The 16,341-nt window shown below is 59.6% G+C and carries 13 protein-coding genes and 1 pseudogene; 6 read left to right on the forward strand and 8 right to left on the reverse strand.

The annotated features are described in order from the left end of the window. Positions 1-354: 354 nt before the first annotated feature. Positions 355-1,779: a TonB-dependent receptor gene (locus NZK35_RS09115; protein WP_261364640.1), complete on the reverse strand. Its 1,425-nt coding sequence runs from the start codon at positions 1,777-1,779 to the stop codon at positions 355-357. A gap of 488 nt (positions 1,780-2,267) precedes the next feature. Here NZK35_RS09115 and NZK35_RS09120 point away from each other — a divergent pair, with 488 nt between their 5' ends. Next, positions 2,268-3,329, forward strand: coding sequence for a CNNM domain-containing protein (locus tag NZK35_RS09120; protein ID WP_259632224.1), 1,062 nt, complete (start codon positions 2,268-2,270; stop codon positions 3,327-3,329). A 109-nt stretch (positions 3,330-3,438) separates the two neighbouring features. Here the strand turns inward: NZK35_RS09120 and NZK35_RS34880 are convergent. From NZK35_RS34880 to NZK35_RS09155, 7 genes and pseudogenes are all read right to left on the reverse strand, one after another. Then, positions 3,439-3,942, reverse strand: a pseudogene (locus NZK35_RS34880) (MBL fold metallo-hydrolase RNA specificity domain-containing protein); the annotation flags it as partial. Beyond that, a complete protein-coding gene (locus tag NZK35_RS09130; RefSeq protein ID WP_259632226.1) occupies positions 3,942-4,442 on the reverse strand; it encodes an MBL fold metallo-hydrolase in 501 nt (166 codons plus the stop codon). The pseudogene NZK35_RS34880 and the gene NZK35_RS09130, both read right to left, overlap by 1 nt. 23 nt (positions 4,443-4,465) lie before the next feature. After that, entirely contained in the window at positions 4,466-5,746 is a 1,281-nt protein-coding gene (locus NZK35_RS09135; protein ID WP_259632227.1) for a hemolysin family protein, read from the reverse strand. Then, the gene (locus NZK35_RS09140; protein ID WP_259632228.1) at positions 5,743-7,116 is read right to left on the reverse strand and encodes a hemolysin family protein; all 1,374 of its coding nucleotides are present in this window, start codon (positions 7,114-7,116) and stop codon (positions 5,743-5,745) included. Before NZK35_RS09140 ends, NZK35_RS09135 begins: the two co-directional genes overlap by 4 nt. Positions 7,117-7,148: 32 nt before the next feature. Continuing rightward, positions 7,149-8,144 carry a potassium channel family protein gene (locus NZK35_RS09145; RefSeq protein ID WP_259632229.1) on the reverse strand — a complete coding sequence of 332 codons (996 nt, stop codon included), beginning with the start codon at positions 8,142-8,144 and terminating at the stop codon, positions 7,149-7,151. 113 nt (positions 8,145-8,257) lie between these two features. Continuing rightward, on the reverse strand, positions 8,258-8,524 hold the full coding sequence (locus NZK35_RS09150; protein ID WP_259632230.1) for a hypothetical protein: 267 nt from the start codon (positions 8,522-8,524) through the stop codon (positions 8,258-8,260). 71 nt (positions 8,525-8,595) lie between these two features. After that, positions 8,596-11,322 (reverse strand): cation-translocating P-type ATPase, encoded by a 2,727-nt coding sequence (locus NZK35_RS09155; protein ID WP_259632231.1) that lies wholly within the window; start codon positions 11,320-11,322, stop codon positions 8,596-8,598. A 486-nt stretch (positions 11,323-11,808) separates the two neighbouring features. On the opposite strand from NZK35_RS09155, the gene NZK35_RS09160 reads away from it, so the two are divergent. From NZK35_RS09160 to NZK35_RS09180, 5 genes are all read left to right on the forward strand, one after another. Then, positions 11,809-12,126, forward strand: a complete 318-nt coding sequence (locus NZK35_RS09160) for an ArsR/SmtB family transcription factor (RefSeq protein ID WP_259632232.1) — start codon at positions 11,809-11,811, stop codon at positions 12,124-12,126. A gap of 121 nt (positions 12,127-12,247) precedes the next feature. Next, positions 12,248-12,802: a rhodanese-like domain-containing protein gene (locus NZK35_RS09165; protein ID WP_259632233.1), complete on the forward strand. Its 555-nt coding sequence runs from the start codon at positions 12,248-12,250 to the stop codon at positions 12,800-12,802. Beyond that, a complete protein-coding gene (locus NZK35_RS09170; RefSeq protein ID WP_259632234.1) occupies positions 12,790-13,614 on the forward strand; it encodes a sulfite exporter TauE/SafE family protein in 825 nt (274 codons plus the stop codon). The genes NZK35_RS09165 and NZK35_RS09170 overlap by 13 nt, the downstream gene beginning before the upstream one ends. 34 nt (positions 13,615-13,648) lie before the next feature. Then, positions 13,649-15,073: an MBL fold metallo-hydrolase gene (locus NZK35_RS09175; RefSeq protein WP_259632235.1), complete on the forward strand. Its 1,425-nt coding sequence runs from the start codon at positions 13,649-13,651 to the stop codon at positions 15,071-15,073. Between the two features lie 185 nt (positions 15,074-15,258). Further along, entirely contained in the window at positions 15,259-16,332 is a 1,074-nt protein-coding gene (locus NZK35_RS09180) for a cytochrome-c peroxidase (protein WP_259632236.1), read from the forward strand. Positions 16,333-16,341 lie beyond the last annotated feature (9 nt).

The following is a 16,341-nucleotide window of genomic DNA, read 5'->3' on the forward strand; positions in this document are numbered from 1 at the left end:
GTTTTGTGAGCCGTGACGCGTAAGCGGCCGGGCACTGCGACGTTGCCCGAGGCCTTACGGCCAGCGGCTCACCATTCACTCAGCTGAACCCGACTAAATCGACAGCCCGCGAGCCGTCCGGTGACGCCGCCCGCGGCGCCGAGAGTTGCCCGAGGCCTTACGGCCAGCGGCTCACCATTCACTCAGCTGAACCCGACTAAATCGACAGCCCGCGAGCCGTCCGGTTTTACCTTCAAAGACCGGAGGGCTCGCGCCCTACCGCTAACAAAAACACCCCGCTTGGCGTCCATGTAGATGGCAATGGCCGCGCGCCGTCCGGTCGGAGCAACGATCACGTTGAATCCAGCCGGTGCCTCAGGTCGGCAGCCCGAAGTAGGCCTTGGATTTGATCACTTCCGCAACCGGCAGCGGCACCTTGCTTTCCCATTCGGAGTCGCCTTTTTTGATCAGATCCAGCACGTCGCGTGAGAAGACTTTCAAACAGGACGGATCGAAGTTGTCCAGGTTGATGATGTCGCCGCGATCACGAATGTAGTCGTACAACTGTTGCAGTTCTGGTTTTGTTTTGAAATTCTCGGACGTCAACAGTTCGCCGGTCTCGCGGTTTTGCATCGGGTAGCAGAAGATTTTCAAGTCATTCTTGAACAGTCTGCCGAACGATTCGAGCACGCCGCCCTGCAGTTTGGTGTAGTACTTTTCATCAAATAAGTCCTTCATGCTTGCCGCACCCATCGTGATCGCGATCGGTTCCTTGGTGTAACCGCACAGATACGCGGCCAAGCGGTAGTACTGGAAATAGTCGGAGATCAAGACCGGCATGCCACAGGCGGCGATGACATCGGCCCGGGCAAGGAAATCGCGGAGGTCGATTTCGCCGGAGGACTTCAAGTTGTTCATGGTGATTTCCATCACCTGCGTGATTTCCTTGCCTTGCACGCTGGGCATTTCGGAGAACTTTTCGTGGGCGCATCGCAGCATATCCAGGTTGACGTTGCACACCGGTCGAAAGCTGCCCCGTTCGACGAGGATTGCTTTGCGATAGAAAAATTCAGACGGTTGTAACACTTCGCCGTTGGCGGCAAACATCGCCGCACCGCTGAGCCCCAATTCGACCAGCTTCAGACTCATCAAGCGGTTGTCGACGTGTCGAAATGCGATCCCGGAAAACTCGATCATGTCGATCTCGATCCGAGAGGTCGTCAACCCGTCCAACAAGGAATCGACCAGCAATTCGGGTTCGTGGTTGAGCGCCGCGGCACCGTAGACCAGATTCACACCGACAATCCCCAACGCCTCCTGCTGTAGCGCCGCTTCGTTGTCCAACATCCGTACGTGGATGATGATCTGGCTGTCTTCGTCACGCGGGTGTGCCTGGAATTTGATGCCCATCCAGCCGTGGCATTGATTGGTGCCGTGGAAATTTCGTGCCGAAACCGTATCGGCAAAGGCGAAGAACGCCGTCGTGTCGCCGCGGGTTTCACGCAATCGATCCAGGTTCAAGGCGTGTTCGTAGTCCAACATCGCCTGCAAGCGTTCGCGACAGACGTAACGCGACGCCCGCCCGTAGATCGCATCGCTGACCTTCATGTCGTACGCCGACATGCTTTTGGCGATCGTTCCTGCAGCCGCACCGACGCGAAAGAACCATCGCACCACTTCCTGGCCGGCTCCGATTTCGGCAAACGTCCCATAGCGTCTCGAATCGAGGTTCACGTCGAGCGCCTTTTGACGAGTGCTCAGGGTTTCGACTGAGGTCCTGGTGGGGTAAGTGCTGGGCATGGGATCTTGTGGTCAGCGGAAGGGAGCAAAGCCGTCTCGACGTCGGCAGTCTAATGGATTCAGGTTGCGTTTTCGGGTCAGGTGTTCACGTTGGTCGATCGTCGACCGTTAGGGGGTGTTTAGGGGTCGCGGGCCGTCAGGGCATGGCTTCGCAAACGATCGATCTCGCCAATTTTGAACTTCGCACTGCGCTTGATTCGATACCGACGACGCCAAAATCTGTCATCAATGGGATGGCGGAGCCCGACTGAACCGCTGCGCCCGTCTCCGTTTTCTCGATCGTCTGATTGCCCATGGTTCAGCGGACCGGGCAGCGATGGGTTGAAAAAACTTCTGATCATAGGACTTGGTGCTAAAAACAACGAGCTTCATGGAAGCTTGCGCCCTTTCATTGCGACGGTGGATCGGCGAAGTTGAATCGATCGGAATCGGGTTTGGGTTGCGGTGCCGAATCAGCACCGTTTGGTTGAATCGTAAAAGGCTGTCAAATGACACTTTTGATTGTATCGGTCTTGTGTGTTCTGGTTGTTTCGGCGCTCTGCTCGGTGACCGAAGCAGCGTTGTACGCGGTGCGGCCGTCGTATGTGCGGTCGCTCCGCGAATCGGGCAGCGCCGCCGGTCGTGTGCTCGATCGCATGAAGCAGAATATGGAGCGGCCGATTTCCGCAATCCTGATCATCAACACGGTGGCCAACACGGCCGGCGCGGCACTCGCCGGGGCGCAGGCGGAAGCCGTGCTCGGTCAGTCGTTCATTCTTTGGTTCTCCGCCGTGTTCACCCTGGGCGTTCTGTTCTTCTCGGAGATCATTCCCAAGATCGTGGGCGTCGCGTACAGCAATCGGATTGCGGTGTTGGTTGCCATGCCGCTGACCATCGCCGTGCATGCATTGTTTCCGTTGGTGTGGGTGATCCACAAGTTGGCCGCCATCGTGAAACCTTCCGGCCCCGTGTTCGCGGCGCCCGAAGAAGAGGTCGGCCAGATGGCCCGCATGAGTGCCGAGGAGGGGAGTATCTTGCCGATTGAAGCCGAGTTGGTTCAGCAGGTCCTGAAGTTGAACGAGGTGACGGCCGCAGAAATCATGACGCCGCGATCGGTGGTCAGACGATTCCCGGCCGACACCACGCTACAAGCGATCAGTCACGAGATGGCGGCGGGACGGATCAAATGGACCAACGCCCGCGTACCGGTGACCGATCCCAAAAACGATGACGTTTGGAGCGGGGTCGTGTTGCGACGCGATGTGTTGGCGCATCTGGCCCGCGATGAATTTGATCGTACCCTGGGGTCGCTTGCCAAACCGCTGCACCGGGTGCCCATGAATACACCGGGGCATGTCCTGTTGAAGTCGTTCCTGAGCAAACGGTCGCATTTGTTTGGCGTCGTGAACGAGTCCGGCACCGTCGTGGGGATCGTGACGCTGGAAGACGTGATGGAGTCTTTGATCGGTGAAGAAATCGTTGATGAGGTGGATGTCGTCGTCGACATGCAGGAACTGGCGCGGCAATGGGAACAGCGTCCGTCGCAAGGTGACCGAAGCAACCCGTCGTGATTACCGTTCGCTGCCATCGATGACCGCATCGAGCCACTCGGCGATTTCGCACTGTCTCCTGCAACGCGAGGGCGACGTCTTCTTCGCCATGCGTCAAGAACAACTTGCGGGGCGATTGTTCAAAGTTCCCCAGCCAGTTGAGCAATCCGGTCCGGTCGGCATGTGCCGAGAATCCGAACAGCTGCGCGACTTGTGCTTCCACGTGATACTCGCGTCCGTGGATCCGAACGCATTTCTCTCCATCGAGAATTCGTCGCCCGAGCGTACCGTTGGCTTGAAAACCGACGAACAAGAGCGTCGATTCGGGGCGGCGGATGTTGTTTCGCAGGTGATGTTTGATCCGCCCGGCGTTGCACATGCCGGCAGGGGCCATGATGATGCAAGGTCCTTTGACATGGTTGATCGACTTTGACTCGTCGACGGTGCGCGTCAGAGTCAGCCCCGGGAACTGCCGCGGCGCCTGGTCGGCCTCGATCGCACGGCGTAATGCCTGATCCAGCCAACTGGTGAATCGTCGAAAGATGTCGGTGACGTCCGACGCCATCGGGCTGTCCAGAAAGATGGGCACCTTGGGGATCCGATTCTGATGAACCAATCGCCCGAAGTAGTACATCACTCCTGGGCCCGTTTGACCGCGAACACGGGGATCACCAGGTTCCCGCCTCGACCGATGGTTTCGCAAACGATTGCAGCGAGTTGGTCGACATCCTTGTCGGTATACAGCGGCACGGCCGGATGGGGCCCCTTGCGTCCTTCTTCTCGATGACGCCTCCGTTTGTATTTCACGTCTTCGGCTTGAATTCTTGCCGCGTCCCTCAACATCACTTCGGCCAGCGCGACCGTCGGTCTGGTCGCGTAGATTTTTCCCTGAAAACCGTCGGCGACGAACTTGGGGATCAACCCGATGTGGTCCAGGTGCGCGTGCGTGACGACCAGCGCAGCGATGCTCGACGCGTCCACGGGGCACGGTTCCCAGTTTCGCGCTGCGTCGTTGCGTTCCTGCACCATGCCGCAGTCAACCAGGACGCGTTTCTGGCCGATTTCCAGACAGTGACGCGATCCGGTGACGTTTCGGTTGGCGCCCAGGAATGTGATCTTCAGGATTCGATTCATACATGCGATTGGCTCCACTTGGATTAGCCGAATGATTCCCGCGTGACCTTGACTCTGCGAACCGTTGTCTCGGACGCTTCTTCGACCGTGAACCGATAGCCGCCCTCGACGATCGATTCGCCCGGTTTGGCCAGATGATGCAACCGTGCGACCAGCATCCCACCAACGGTATGAAATTCGGTGGCGGGCAGATCCAGTCCCAGGATGTCGTTGACTTCGTGAATGGTTAGCCTGCCGTCCATCAAATACGTGTCTTCGGATAACTGTTGGCACCTGCGGGCCTGACGGGGTGACTGTTCTGCGAACTCGTTGCCGACATCGATTTCTCCGACGACGGCTTCGACGAGGTCTTCCATGGTGATCATGCCGATTGTGGAACCGTATTCGTCGACGACAATCGCCATTTTGTCCTCACGATCGCGCAACGTCGGCAGGACTTCTTCGAGCGGGTCGTGGGGCGAGACATAGTGTGCCGGCCGGATCTGATCGGAGAGTGGTTTTGCGATCGTGGTCGGATCGAGCAGATCCCATGCGGTCAGAGTCACGATCCCGACCACGTTGTTGGTGTCGCCTTGGTAGGCCGGCAGCCGGTGAAAACCACGTCGACGGATCAATTGGACGGCATCGTGGGTCGTTTTTTCATTGTCGATCGCCACCATGTCGGCCACGGGGATCATCTCTTCGCCGACGGTCGTCTCGGAAAAGCGAATCGCGCGTTCGATGCGAAATCGGTCAAAGACGGTGGTGTCCGAGGCGCGGTCGGCCATTTCAATGACGCTGCGGAGTTGGTCGCGCGTGATGAACAAATGATGTGACGTCGCACCGCCGCCGGCCAGCCACGCGGCACCACGTGCGATCCGCGAAAACACATAGACGATCGGCGCAAAAATCCACGCAAATGCACTCAAGGGAAAGACCACGATCGGTGCGATCCTGTCCGATTCTTGCTGGTAAATACTTTTGGGCACGATCTCGCCCAGGATCAACAACAGCGGGGTGAAGAACAAAAACGCGATCAGATCGCCCCACCGATTTCCCACGAAGTGAATGAACATCAATGTCCCGAGCGTGGTTAAAACGACCGTGGAGATGTTGGTGCCGATCAACGTCGTGGTGAGCAATTTTTCCGGCCGCTTGAAGAGTTGGACGACGCGATGGGCGCCGCGGTTTCCTTGCTTGGCCCGATGGGACAACTTGATCTTGTCGGCGTTGACCAGCGCGATCTCGGATCCCGAAAAGAACCCTTTCAGCAACAGCATCAGGATCATCACCGGGATGACCCAGGCAAGGTCCAGCATGCTCATTTGGGGGCTCCTGTTTCGGTGTCCTGTGCGTCCGTCTCGCCTCGGCTTACACGGACTCGAGCGATTCGATGCTCGTCCATTTCCAGCACGGTGATGGTGATTCCGTCGACCACGGTTTGGTCACCGACGCAGGGCAGCCGATCGATGTGACGGAAGGCGACGCCGGCGATGGTGGTCATGCGGGGATCGTGAAGGTCGAAGTTCGTGACGCGGTCGAGTTCACCCAGTTTCGTGTCGCCGGGGGACTCGTAAGTGTTCGGCCCGATCTGCACGATTCGCTGCGGGGCATCCGTCCGGTGTGTCAGCGATCCGAAAATCGATCGCAGCACGTCGTTGACGGTGATGAACCCCGCCACGCCGCCGAATTCATTCAGCACGGCGGCGGCGCTGGCCTTGCTCTTGACGAAGAAGTCGAACATTTCATCGACGGTTTTTGTCAACGGCACGACAATCGGTGGGCGGACGATGTCCTCCACCGCCAACGTCGAATAGTCGGCGCCATCGAGGTGCAGCCGAACGACGTCGTCATCGTGCAGAAATCCGATCAGGTTGTCACGGTGATTGCGGTAGACCGGCACCCGTGAATGCCGCTCCTGACTGAAACGTTGGATGATCTCGGCCACGCCCGCATCCGCATTCAAAAACACGGTGCTGGTGCGAGGTGTCATGATCTTGACGATCTCGGTCGCGCCGGCGGACAGCAGGTTGTTGATCAGTGTTCGTGCGGTGACGTTCAGCTTGCCGGTCTCGACGACGTCTTCGATCACGCTGCGGAACTCGTCAATTTGAAGAATGTTGGACGGTTCACGTTGCGGCCCCACGATCCAGGTCGTGATGCGGTCGGAAACGATGCGGACCAGCCAACGGATCGGCCCGATCAATCGCACCCACCGCCACAGCGGGCCGGCAACGATTCCCGCACTGATCCGTCGCGGATTGGTGACCGCGATGGTCTTGGGGGTCACTTCGCCGACCAACAGCAACAGGGGAAACATCACCAGCACCGCGATCCATCCCGCTTTGGCTTCCCCGTAAAGTGCGACCAGAATCCCGGTCATGTTGGCGACCGCGGCGATGTTCACCAGTTCGTTTCCGCACAAAATCGACACGATCAGTCGCCGTGGTTCGTCCAACAGCGCCTGCAGTTTTTCGGCGTGTCGATGCCGCGTCTGACGCAGATGTTGAAAGTCCACGTGGGAGAGGGAAAACAACGCCGTCTCGGAACCGGAAAAGAACGCCGAACCACACAGCAAGATCACCTGAATCAGGTAACGCAGCAACATGTCCGTTTGGAAGAGTTGCGAGGTATCCAACGCAAAGTAATCGGCGATCGTCTGCCAACTGCTGACGGCGGGAATCAGATCGTTCATGGTTTCTCGCGGGGCATCTCGCCGGTCGTCCGTTACGAGGAGAGTTGTTCGCTGGTCAGGAACTGGGACACGGCAGAGACTTTCCCGAGGGCGATCAACACGTCATCGGGGCGAATGATCGTCGCGGCCGAGGGCGGCAGCAGGATTTCACCGTCGGCCCGTCGGATGGCGACGATGATGACCCCGCGGTTGCGAAAATCGGTTGCCGACAGCGGATGATTCGCGCACGGCGATTCGGCGGTCACGCGGATCTCGGCCAGGTCCAAGGCGGTGCCAGAACCGGGGCCGGTGACGAATTCGAAAAAGTCTTCGACTTGTGGATTGATCAACAGTTGCGCCATCGTCGCGGCGCCGGAACTGAACAGGCTGACCACGCGGTTGGCGCCCGCCTTTTCCATTTTGTGCGCACTGTCCTCGTCCATCGCCCGAACAATGATCTGCAATTTCGGAGCGATCAGGCGGGCCGACAAGACGACGTACAGGTTGTCGGCATCGCTGTCCAAGACGACGGCCATGCCGCGGGCACGCTCGATGCCGGCGTCCAGCAGCGTGCGGTCACTGGTCGCGTCGTCACGGACGCAAGGCCAACCGAGATCTTCGCACTTGGCCAGTTTCTCTTCGTTTTGGTCGACGACGACGAACTTCAATTTTCGGTCCGCCAGGTGGCGACAAATCGTCCGGCCCATGCGGCCGAAGCCACAGATAATGAAATGATCCTGCATCGCCTTGAGCGCCGAATTCATACCTCGTCTCCTCAACCAAGTTCTCAATTCGGCGCGTACGATCATTTCGCCCAATTGCACGACGGCGAATAAAAACACGCCCAATCCAAACACCAGATAGACCATCACGAAGACGCGGCCTTTGGCCGAGAGCGGCCGGACTTCGTCGTAACCCACCGTGCTCAACGTGATCACCGTCATGTACGCCGAATCCAGCAGCGACCAACCTTCCACCAACCAAAACCAGCTGACACCGACCAGTGTCAGAATCACGAGCACGGTGATGATCCAAGCCAGTCGATGCATCGATTCTCTGTGGTGGCGGGAATTCAAGGGCAAACGGCAGGCTTCGCAGCCACCAGCATACGCGGTCCGTCGTGGCCTCGCTCCGTCTGAGCATTGCGCTGTCTAAACCCTGCTCAGAGCGACTTTCGAATCCGTTTGAATCCGTCGCTGATCTCGCCGCCGACCAGCTTGAGCGAATCCCAAACGTCTTCGGCGGTTTCTTCGACGGCATCTTTGAGTGGGTCGTAGCGACGGTTCAGTTCGTCAAGTTTGTCTTCGAGTGCTTGCCATTCTTGTTGGAGTTCCATTTTGCCGAGGTGAACTTTCAACTTCAGTTCATCGCGTTCTTGCTTGAGGTCGTGGATCAGGGCGGCAAGGAGTTCGCTTTTTCGTGTGGACATCGATGACCTCTTGGAATGGGGGAGGGGGAACAGGCTTGGAACCGATCCAGTGTGCACGATTCGTGCCAAATTCAATCGCCAGCCGTCGGGCGGGCGTGGTTGGGATACCGTTTTCTCCAACTCCATTTGTGCAGTTCCATCACGGGGAGAATCGTGAGCGATAACAGCACCAAGATGCCCCAGTGATCCAGGGCGAGCGGTTCGGCGGCCAGCACGAACTGGCCCCAAGCGGTATGCATGGCAGCCAAGTGGATGCAGAACGCGGTGATCGCTCCGGCCAGCAAGATGGGACTGCGCAGCGGTGACATCACCAGGGCCGATTTCGTTTCGGAGCGACAGTTGCCGATGTGCACGTTCTCAAACAACACCATCAACAACAACAACGCGTTTCGCGCCGAAGCGACCTGCGCGTCGGTGGCACCCTCGGGCAGGAACCAGCGAAAGGTGGTGAATCCGATGCTGCCCATCACGACCGCCGCGATCGCCGTCCGCTCGATCATCAGCTGATTAAAAATTCGCTCCTTGGGTGAGCGAGGTTGACGCGACAGCACGCCGCCTTCATTGGGCTCAAACGCCAACGCGACGTCCTGAATCCCGTTGGTGACCAAGTTCAGCCAGAGGATTTGAACCGGCATCAGGGGCAGATAGGGCGTGCCGGTTCCGACCGCCAGGGCCATCAGCACCAATTCTGCCGCGCCGGTGGAGATCAGCAGGTAGATCACCTTGCGAATATTGTCGTACGCGACGCGGCCTTCTTCGATGCCGGCGACGATCGTGGCGAAATTGTCGTCGCTGATCACCAGCTCACCGGCTTCCCGGGCGACGTCGGTGCCGCTCTTGCCCATCGCCACCCCGACGTTTGCCGCCTGCAGCGCCGGGGCGTCATTGACGCCGTCACCGGTGACGGCAACAAAGTGTCCGGCCCTGCGGGCGGCGTTGACAATCTCCAGTTTTTGCCGCGGTGCGACCCGGGCAAAGACACGGATGTTGCGAACCAGTTCGGCCAGTTCGTCCGGACTTTTCTCTTGCAACTGTTCGCCCGTCATCACCTGGCTCTCGTCGTCGGCCAGCGCCAGGTCGCGGGCGATCGCCAACGCCGTCACACGGTGGTCGCCGGTGATCATCGAGACCGAAACGCCGGCCTCGCCGCAGGACTGCACGGCGTTTTTGACACCCGGCCGGAGTGGATCGATCATGCCGACAAAGCCCAGGAAACGCAGCCGCGAGGGCGGCGGCGGGACTTCATCGGATTCGATGGGGTGATCGAGTTGCTGATCCGCCAGCGCCAGAATTCGATAGCCCTGCGCCGCCATCCGAACTGCCGTCGCGTCCCACTCGGCCGGCGAGCCCCCGCCGCAACTCGCTTCGCTGCACATCGCCAAAACACGTTCCGGAGCGCCCTTGATGAACACCGAGACGCCACCGGCGACGCGGTTGTAGGACGCGGCAAACTGATACTCCGGCTCGAACGGAATCTGGTTGACCTGGGGATGGGAATCGAGCGTCGACTCATGGTTCCAACCGAGCTTGTGACCAAACGACAAAAAAGCAATGTCGACCGCATCACCTCGCCACGTCCACGATCCGTCGTGCTGATGCAGGTCGGCTTCATTGCAGAGGACCCCGGCACGCGCCAACCATTCCAGCGGCTGATGGCTTCCCGGTTCCAACGGTTGACCGTCTCGCAAGACTTCTCCGGCGGGACTAAATCCTTCTCCGTTGACTTGAAACGTTTCGCCGTCGGGCAAGCAGACTTGGCGAACGGTCAGCTCGTTGCAGGTCAGCGTTCCGGTCTTGTCGGTGGCGATCAAGGTGCAGCTGCCGAGTCCTTCGACGGCGGTCAATCGTCGCACGATCAGTCCGCGCCCCGCCATCCGTGTTGTCGCGATCGCCAACGCCACGGTCATCGCCACCGGCAGTCCCTCGGGAATCGCCGAGACCGCCAAGGCGACGGCAAACATGAACATCTCCTCCGCCGAATAGCCGCCGAACCCGACACCCAAGGCACCGATCGTTGTCGCCGCGACGAGCACGGCAACCGCGATCACTTGCGTGAAGCGTTCCATCCGCACCAACAGCGGAGGACGCCCACCGGATTCCCCCAGCACGTCCAACGCCAATTGGCCAACGCTGGTCGCCGTTCCCGTGGCGACCACCAACCCCTTGGCTCGCCCGCGAGTCACGATCGAACCGGCATACGTCATGTTCAATCGATCGGCCACCGGTGTCGCTTCGCCGCCGATCCAGCCGGGATCTTTCACCACCGGCAACGATTCTCCGGTCAACAGCGACTCATCCGACTCCAGCCCGTGGGCCGATAGCAACCGAATGTCCGCCGGCACGCGGTTTCCAGATTCCAGCCACACGATGTCCCCCGGCACCACGTCCTCCGCTTGCACTTCGCGCACTTTCCCGTCGCGATGCACCGAGGCGCGGATTTGGAGCAGCTTTTTCAGCGCGTGGCTACTCTGTTCGGCCTTCCATTCTTGGAACGATCCGATCACGGCGTTGAGCACCAGCACGCCGGCAATAAACGCCGCGTCCTTCACATCCCCCAAGGCCACCGAAACCGATGCCGCCAAGGCGAGGATGTAGATCAACGGACTGCGGAACTGGCGCAGCACAATCGCCCACAACGGCGTCGGCGGTTTTCGCGGCAGATGGTTCGGACCGTATCGGGCTAAACGCGCCGCCGCCTCGGTTTCGCTGAGCCCATGCTCGCCCGCTTCGAGTTTCCGCACGACGCCGTCCACGTCCAGCGCATGCCAGGCCAACAATGTCTGTGAACAATGATCCATGGTCGATGGCGAACTGAATTCGTGTGACGAGCATCCTGATGGCGGACCGTCTGCCGGTTCCGATCTGGAATCAGTCTACGCGACCTTGAGAATGCTGTTTCCAGTGTTTTTCGACAAGCCGGGTTCATTTTGTGTTGAAGGCTTACGTTTCGGCGACGCCCGAGCCCTCTGGACCGTCGTCACTGCGCGGATGTGCACAGTCAAGGCGTCCGCGCCGGAGCGCTCCAGCAATTTCATTGGGCGAACGATCAAAAACACGACCCACCGATGGCAGCGCGAACCCACAGATTTTTTGCACCCTGTCATCCGTGGGTTCGCGCTGCTATCCGTGGGCCCAGTAATCATTCAACTCGTTCACGGCGTAGGGCGGAGCCCGGGAACAAGGAATGGAGTGTTTCCGACAAAAACCTGCAACTCCATCAAGAAACATTTATTGACACCTCGCCACATGGCGATATATTGAGATAACAAAACCACGGAGATGCGATGACCGCCAAAGCGAACCCCGAGAATCAAACGAAGCCGCCCGGGCATGTCGGTGACTTTGCCCTGGCAGCCGAATGCCTCAAAACGCTGGCCCACCCGGTCCGGCTGCGGATCGTGCAATTGTTGTTGCACGGCCGTTACACCGTCGGCGAAATCGCCAAGGACTGTGAGATCCAGGACAACGTGGCGTCGGAGCACCTGCGGCTGTTGCAACGCTGTGGCTTTTTGGTCAGCCAACGCGAGGGACGCAAGGTCTACTACCAAGTCGCCGAACCCCACCTGGCGCAATTGATGGCTTGCATCGAAGGCCGTTTTTGACCTGCGGAATCGAGTGACACGCGGGGCCCGGAATTCCGGCCCCTTTTTTTACCACAACACCTCGTCGCATTGCGATATGCCGACGTTTCGAAATCACAAACAGAACCGAGAGGAAAATCGAATGCAGTCCATTGATGTGAAGCGATTGGCCGAAGAACAGGGTCGTACCGAAATCGACGTCATCGACGTCCGCATGCCGACGGAGTTTCGCGAAGTCCACGCGGAATGCGCGCGGAACGTTCCGTTGGAATCGCTTGATCCCCGCCGCGTGATGGCCGAGCGAAACGGATCTGCCGATCGGCCCTTGTACGTCATCTGCCGCGGCGGGAACCGTTCGAAACAGGCCTGCCAGACATTCATCGACGCGGGGTTTGAAAACGTCGTCAACGTCGAAGGCGGCACACTGGCGTGGGACAAAGCGGGGCTTCCTGTGGTGCGAGGCAAGAAGTCGTTGCCGCTATCGCAGCAGATGCAAATCACCGCCGGGACGTTGACGGTGCTGGGCGTCGTCTTGGCGCAGTTCGTTCACCCCGCCTTCGTGGCGCTCTCCGCGTTCATCGGGGCGGGGCTGGTGTTTGCCGGGCTGACGGGTTACTGCCCGATGTCGTCGATGATCGCCAAGATGCCATGGAACCAGTGTGGCGATGGAGGATGTGAAGGGTCATGTTCGGCCTAGCCATCCTGTTCGGCAGCATCGTCGGCTTTGCGCTGGGTTTGACCGGGGGCGGTGGCGGCGTGTTCGCGGTCCCGCTGTTGGTCTATGGCTTGGGGGTCGCACCACGCGAGGCGGTCGGGATCTCGCTGGCTGCGGTCGGCGGCACGGCGCTCTCGGGGGCGATCCCACGGTTGGTTCGCCGCGAGGTTGAATTGCGGACGGGTCTCTTGTTCGCAATCGCCGGCATGCTGGGCGCGCCCTTGGGTTCGTACTTGTCGAAGCTTGTTCCCGAGAACGCTTTGTTGGTGATGTTCGCGCTGCTGATGTTCGTCGTTGCGTCGCGGATGTGGGCCAAGGCCAAGAACCCGAAGGTGGCCAGCGGCGTTTGCACGACCGAAAGCGAACCGGGGCGGGACCGCAGTGCGTGTCAGCGGGACGCCGACGGCAAGTTGCGGTTGACCTCTCGGTGCGCCCGGTTGCTGGTTTACGTGGGGCTGATGACGGGTGTGCTGTCGGGCATGTTCGGCGTCGGCGGTGGGTTCGTGATCGTTCCGGCGCTGGTGTTGTTCAGCGGGATGGCGATCCATCAAGCCGTCGGAACGTCGTTGTTTGTGATCGTCCTGGTCAGCATCAGCGGGGTGGCATCCCACATCGCCGGCGGCAACGAGTTGTCGCTGCAAACGACGCTGCAATTCCTGGTGGGAGGTTTTGCCGGCATGTGGTTCGGCGGCGTCATCGCGACGCGTCTGAAAGGTCCCACCCTTCAAAAAACATTTTCGATCGCGGTCGTGTTGGTCGCGGTCTTTGTGATCTTCAAATCGGTGGCGTTGTAATCCAATCCCGTACTTTCAGGAGGGAACACGAATCATGTTGCTCAAATATTTTTACGACCAGAAACTCGCCCACGCGTCTTACATGGTCGGCTGCCAACGGGCGGGCGTGGCCGTGGTCGTGGATCCCGGCCGTGACATCGATCAGTACCTGGCGGTGGCGGATCAAGAAGGGTTCAAAGTCACCGCGGTCGCCGAGACACACATTCATGCCGACTACGTTTCCGGTGCCCGTGAGCTTGCCGACCGCGTCGGCGCCAAACTGTACGTGTCCGATGCCGGGCCGGACGACTGGAAGTATCAGTTTCTAGACGGATATGACAGCGAACGTTTGCACGACGGCGATCACTTCATGATCGGCAACATCCGCTTCGACGTCATGCACACGCCCGGACACACGCCCGAAAGCATCTCGTTCGTGTTGACCGACCAGGGCGGCGGCGCGGACAAACCGATGGGCATCTTCACCGGCGACTTTGTGTTCGTCGGTTCGATCGGGCGACCGGATTTGCTCGAAGAAGCGGCGGGAATGGTGGGCACGGCACAGAGCGGTGCTCGCGATCTGTTCGCGTCGGTCGAACGGTTCAAGACGCTGCCGGAGTATCTGCAGGTCTGGCCCGCCCACGGCGCCGGCAGCGCCTGCGGCAAGGGGCTCGGTGCGATCCCGTCGTCAACGGTGGGCTACGAGAAACGGTTCAATCCCGCATTTCAGTTCAGCGACGAAGAAGAATTCGTGCGCTACATTCTGGCCGACCAACCCGAGGCTCCCAAATACTTTGCGGTGATGAAGCGTGTGAACAAGGAGGGCCCACGCATCCTCGGCAAGGGGCACCACCACAAGATGCTAGACGTCGCCGGGCTTGGCGATGCGGCCCGCTTGGGCACGGTGGTCGATCTGACGCCATCGCCGCAGTTTGCCAAGGGGCACGTTCCCGGGACGATCAACATTCCACTCGACATGCTGGCGACTTGGGCGGGATGGCTGGTCGATTATGACCGGCCGGCGTACCTGATTTGCCGGCCCGAGGAATTAGAGGAAGCGGCTCGTGTGCTGCACAAGATCGGCGTCGAAGAGATTGCGGGCGGCTACGACGTCGAAGCGGTGCAAGCATCCGGCATGGCGACCGAAACCTACGCCACCGGGTCACCGGCGGACGTGTCGCACAGCATCGAAGCGGGGGGCGCGCAACTGATCGACGTTCGGTCACAGGAGGAATGGAATGCGGGGCACATTGAACAAGCCCGGCATCATTTCCTGGGGCGTCTGCCGGCGAGTGCCGGACAGCTGCCAAAGGACCAGACGCTGGTCGTCCAGTGTCGCAGCGGTGCACGCTCGGCGATCGGAGCGAGCGTCTTGCAGGCCGCGGGATTCAAAAACGTCATCAACCTGACCGGCGGATACACCGCTTGGAAAGCCGACGGATTGCCGAGCGTGAAGTCGCAGCCGGCGATGAGCAGCTGATCGGGAATCAACGCCCCCGAGTTCGCCTCCATGTTTCTGCTGAAAAAGTTTGGACTTCCCGCCTTGTACTGGCACGGCATGCTGCAGGGACGCGTGTAGGCGACTTGCTTTATCGACAAGGCTCACTCGCTAAATCCTCATCGCTGAAACACTGGCATCCTCACTGAAACACTGAGTAAAGATCAATGAACACCCTTTCAAGAGCCCAAATCAATCTCGTTGCTTGCGTCTTGCTGCTCGGATCGACGCGCGCCCTCTCACAAGATTTTGAACCACTTCCGAAGACTGCGGCGCAGCAAGGCGACACCGATGACAAGATTGAGCTGGGCAAGAAGCTCTACTTTGATCCGCGGCTCTCGGCCACCGGAACGGTTTCCTGCAACACCTGTCACAATCTGATGGAAGGCGGTGACGACGGGCGTCCCACGTCGATGGGAGTCGATGGTTTGACGGGGCCGCGAAACGCACCGACGGTGTGGAATTCGGTGTTCCAGGCGTCGCAGTTTTGGGATGGTCGCGTGCCGACGCTGGAAGACCAAGCCAAAGGCCCGATGGTTGCGGACGTTGAAATGGGCATGGCCGGTCACGATCAGGTGATCGGTCGTATCAAAACGATCCCCGGCTACATCCGTGAATTTGAAACGGTGTTTGGCCCCAGCGACGCGGTCACGATTGAAAACGCGGTGGAGGCCATTGCCGCCTTTGAGCGGACGCTGATCACGCCGGATTCCCCTTTGGATCGGTATCTCTCGGGAGACAAGGCCGCGATGAGCGACGTTCAAATCCGAGGGCTGGAATTGTTTGCATCGACAGGATGCACGGAATGCCACTCCGGTCCGGCGCTCAACGGATGGCAGCCCGGCAGCGATGGCGAATTCGTCGAATTTCCTCGCATCACCGATTCCGCTTTTGTCAAGAAATATGACCTGATTTCCGATTTGGGGCGGTCCAACGCGACGGGTGATCGCAGCGATGACCATTACTTTAAAACACCGACTCTGCGGAACATCACACTGACCGCTCCGTATCTGCACAACGGACGTGTCGGTTCGCTGTCGGAAGCCATTCGCTTGATGGCCAGCACCCAGCTGGATGCGGAGCTGAGCGACGACGAAGTCGCCGCACTGGTCGCGTTCCTGTCCGCGTTGGAAGGCCGATTTCCCGAAATCGCACTCCCGCGGCTGCCATCGCGACCCGGTGAATCCGTACTGCAACAGCCGGAAGCCGCCAACGGCTTTGGCGACGCGACAGGGCACTGACATCAGAGC

It is taken from the genome of Stieleria sedimenti (assembly GCF_025060895.1).
GTDB lineage: Bacteria > Planctomycetota > Planctomycetia > Pirellulales > Pirellulaceae > Stieleria > Stieleria sedimenti.

Excerpts from the sequence above, each read along its gene's own strand:
- NZK35_RS09115 (WP_261364640.1), bottom strand. The coding sequence starts at position 1,779 with ATGCCCAGCACTTACCCCACCAGGACCTCAGTCGAAACCCTGAGCACT.
- NZK35_RS09120 (WP_259632224.1), top strand. The coding sequence starts at position 2,268 with ATGACACTTTTGATTGTATCGGTCTTGTGTGTTCTGGTTGTTTCGGCG.
- NZK35_RS09130 (WP_259632226.1), bottom strand. The coding sequence starts at position 4,442 with ATGAATCGAATCCTGAAGATCACATTCCTGGGCGCCAACCGAAACGTC.
- NZK35_RS09135 (WP_259632227.1), bottom strand. The coding sequence starts at position 5,746 with ATGAGCATGCTGGACCTTGCCTGGGTCATCCCGGTGATGATCCTGATG.
- NZK35_RS09140 (WP_259632228.1), bottom strand. The coding sequence starts at position 7,116 with ATGAACGATCTGATTCCCGCCGTCAGCAGTTGGCAGACGATCGCCGAT.
- NZK35_RS09145 (WP_259632229.1), bottom strand. The coding sequence starts at position 8,144 with ATGCATCGACTGGCTTGGATCATCACCGTGCTCGTGATTCTGACACTG.
- NZK35_RS09150 (WP_259632230.1), bottom strand. The coding sequence starts at position 8,524 with ATGTCCACACGAAAAAGCGAACTCCTTGCCGCCCTGATCCACGACCTC.
- NZK35_RS09155 (WP_259632231.1), bottom strand. The coding sequence starts at position 11,322 with ATGGATCATTGTTCACAGACATTGTTGGCCTGGCATGCGCTGGACGTG.
- NZK35_RS09160 (WP_259632232.1), top strand. The coding sequence starts at position 11,809 with ATGACCGCCAAAGCGAACCCCGAGAATCAAACGAAGCCGCCCGGGCAT.
- NZK35_RS09165 (WP_259632233.1), top strand. The coding sequence starts at position 12,248 with ATGCAGTCCATTGATGTGAAGCGATTGGCCGAAGAACAGGGTCGTACC.
- NZK35_RS09170 (WP_259632234.1), top strand. The coding sequence starts at position 12,790 with ATGTTCGGCCTAGCCATCCTGTTCGGCAGCATCGTCGGCTTTGCGCTG.
- NZK35_RS09175 (WP_259632235.1), top strand. The coding sequence starts at position 13,649 with ATGTTGCTCAAATATTTTTACGACCAGAAACTCGCCCACGCGTCTTAC.
- NZK35_RS09180 (WP_259632236.1), top strand. The coding sequence starts at position 15,259 with ATGAACACCCTTTCAAGAGCCCAAATCAATCTCGTTGCTTGCGTCTTG.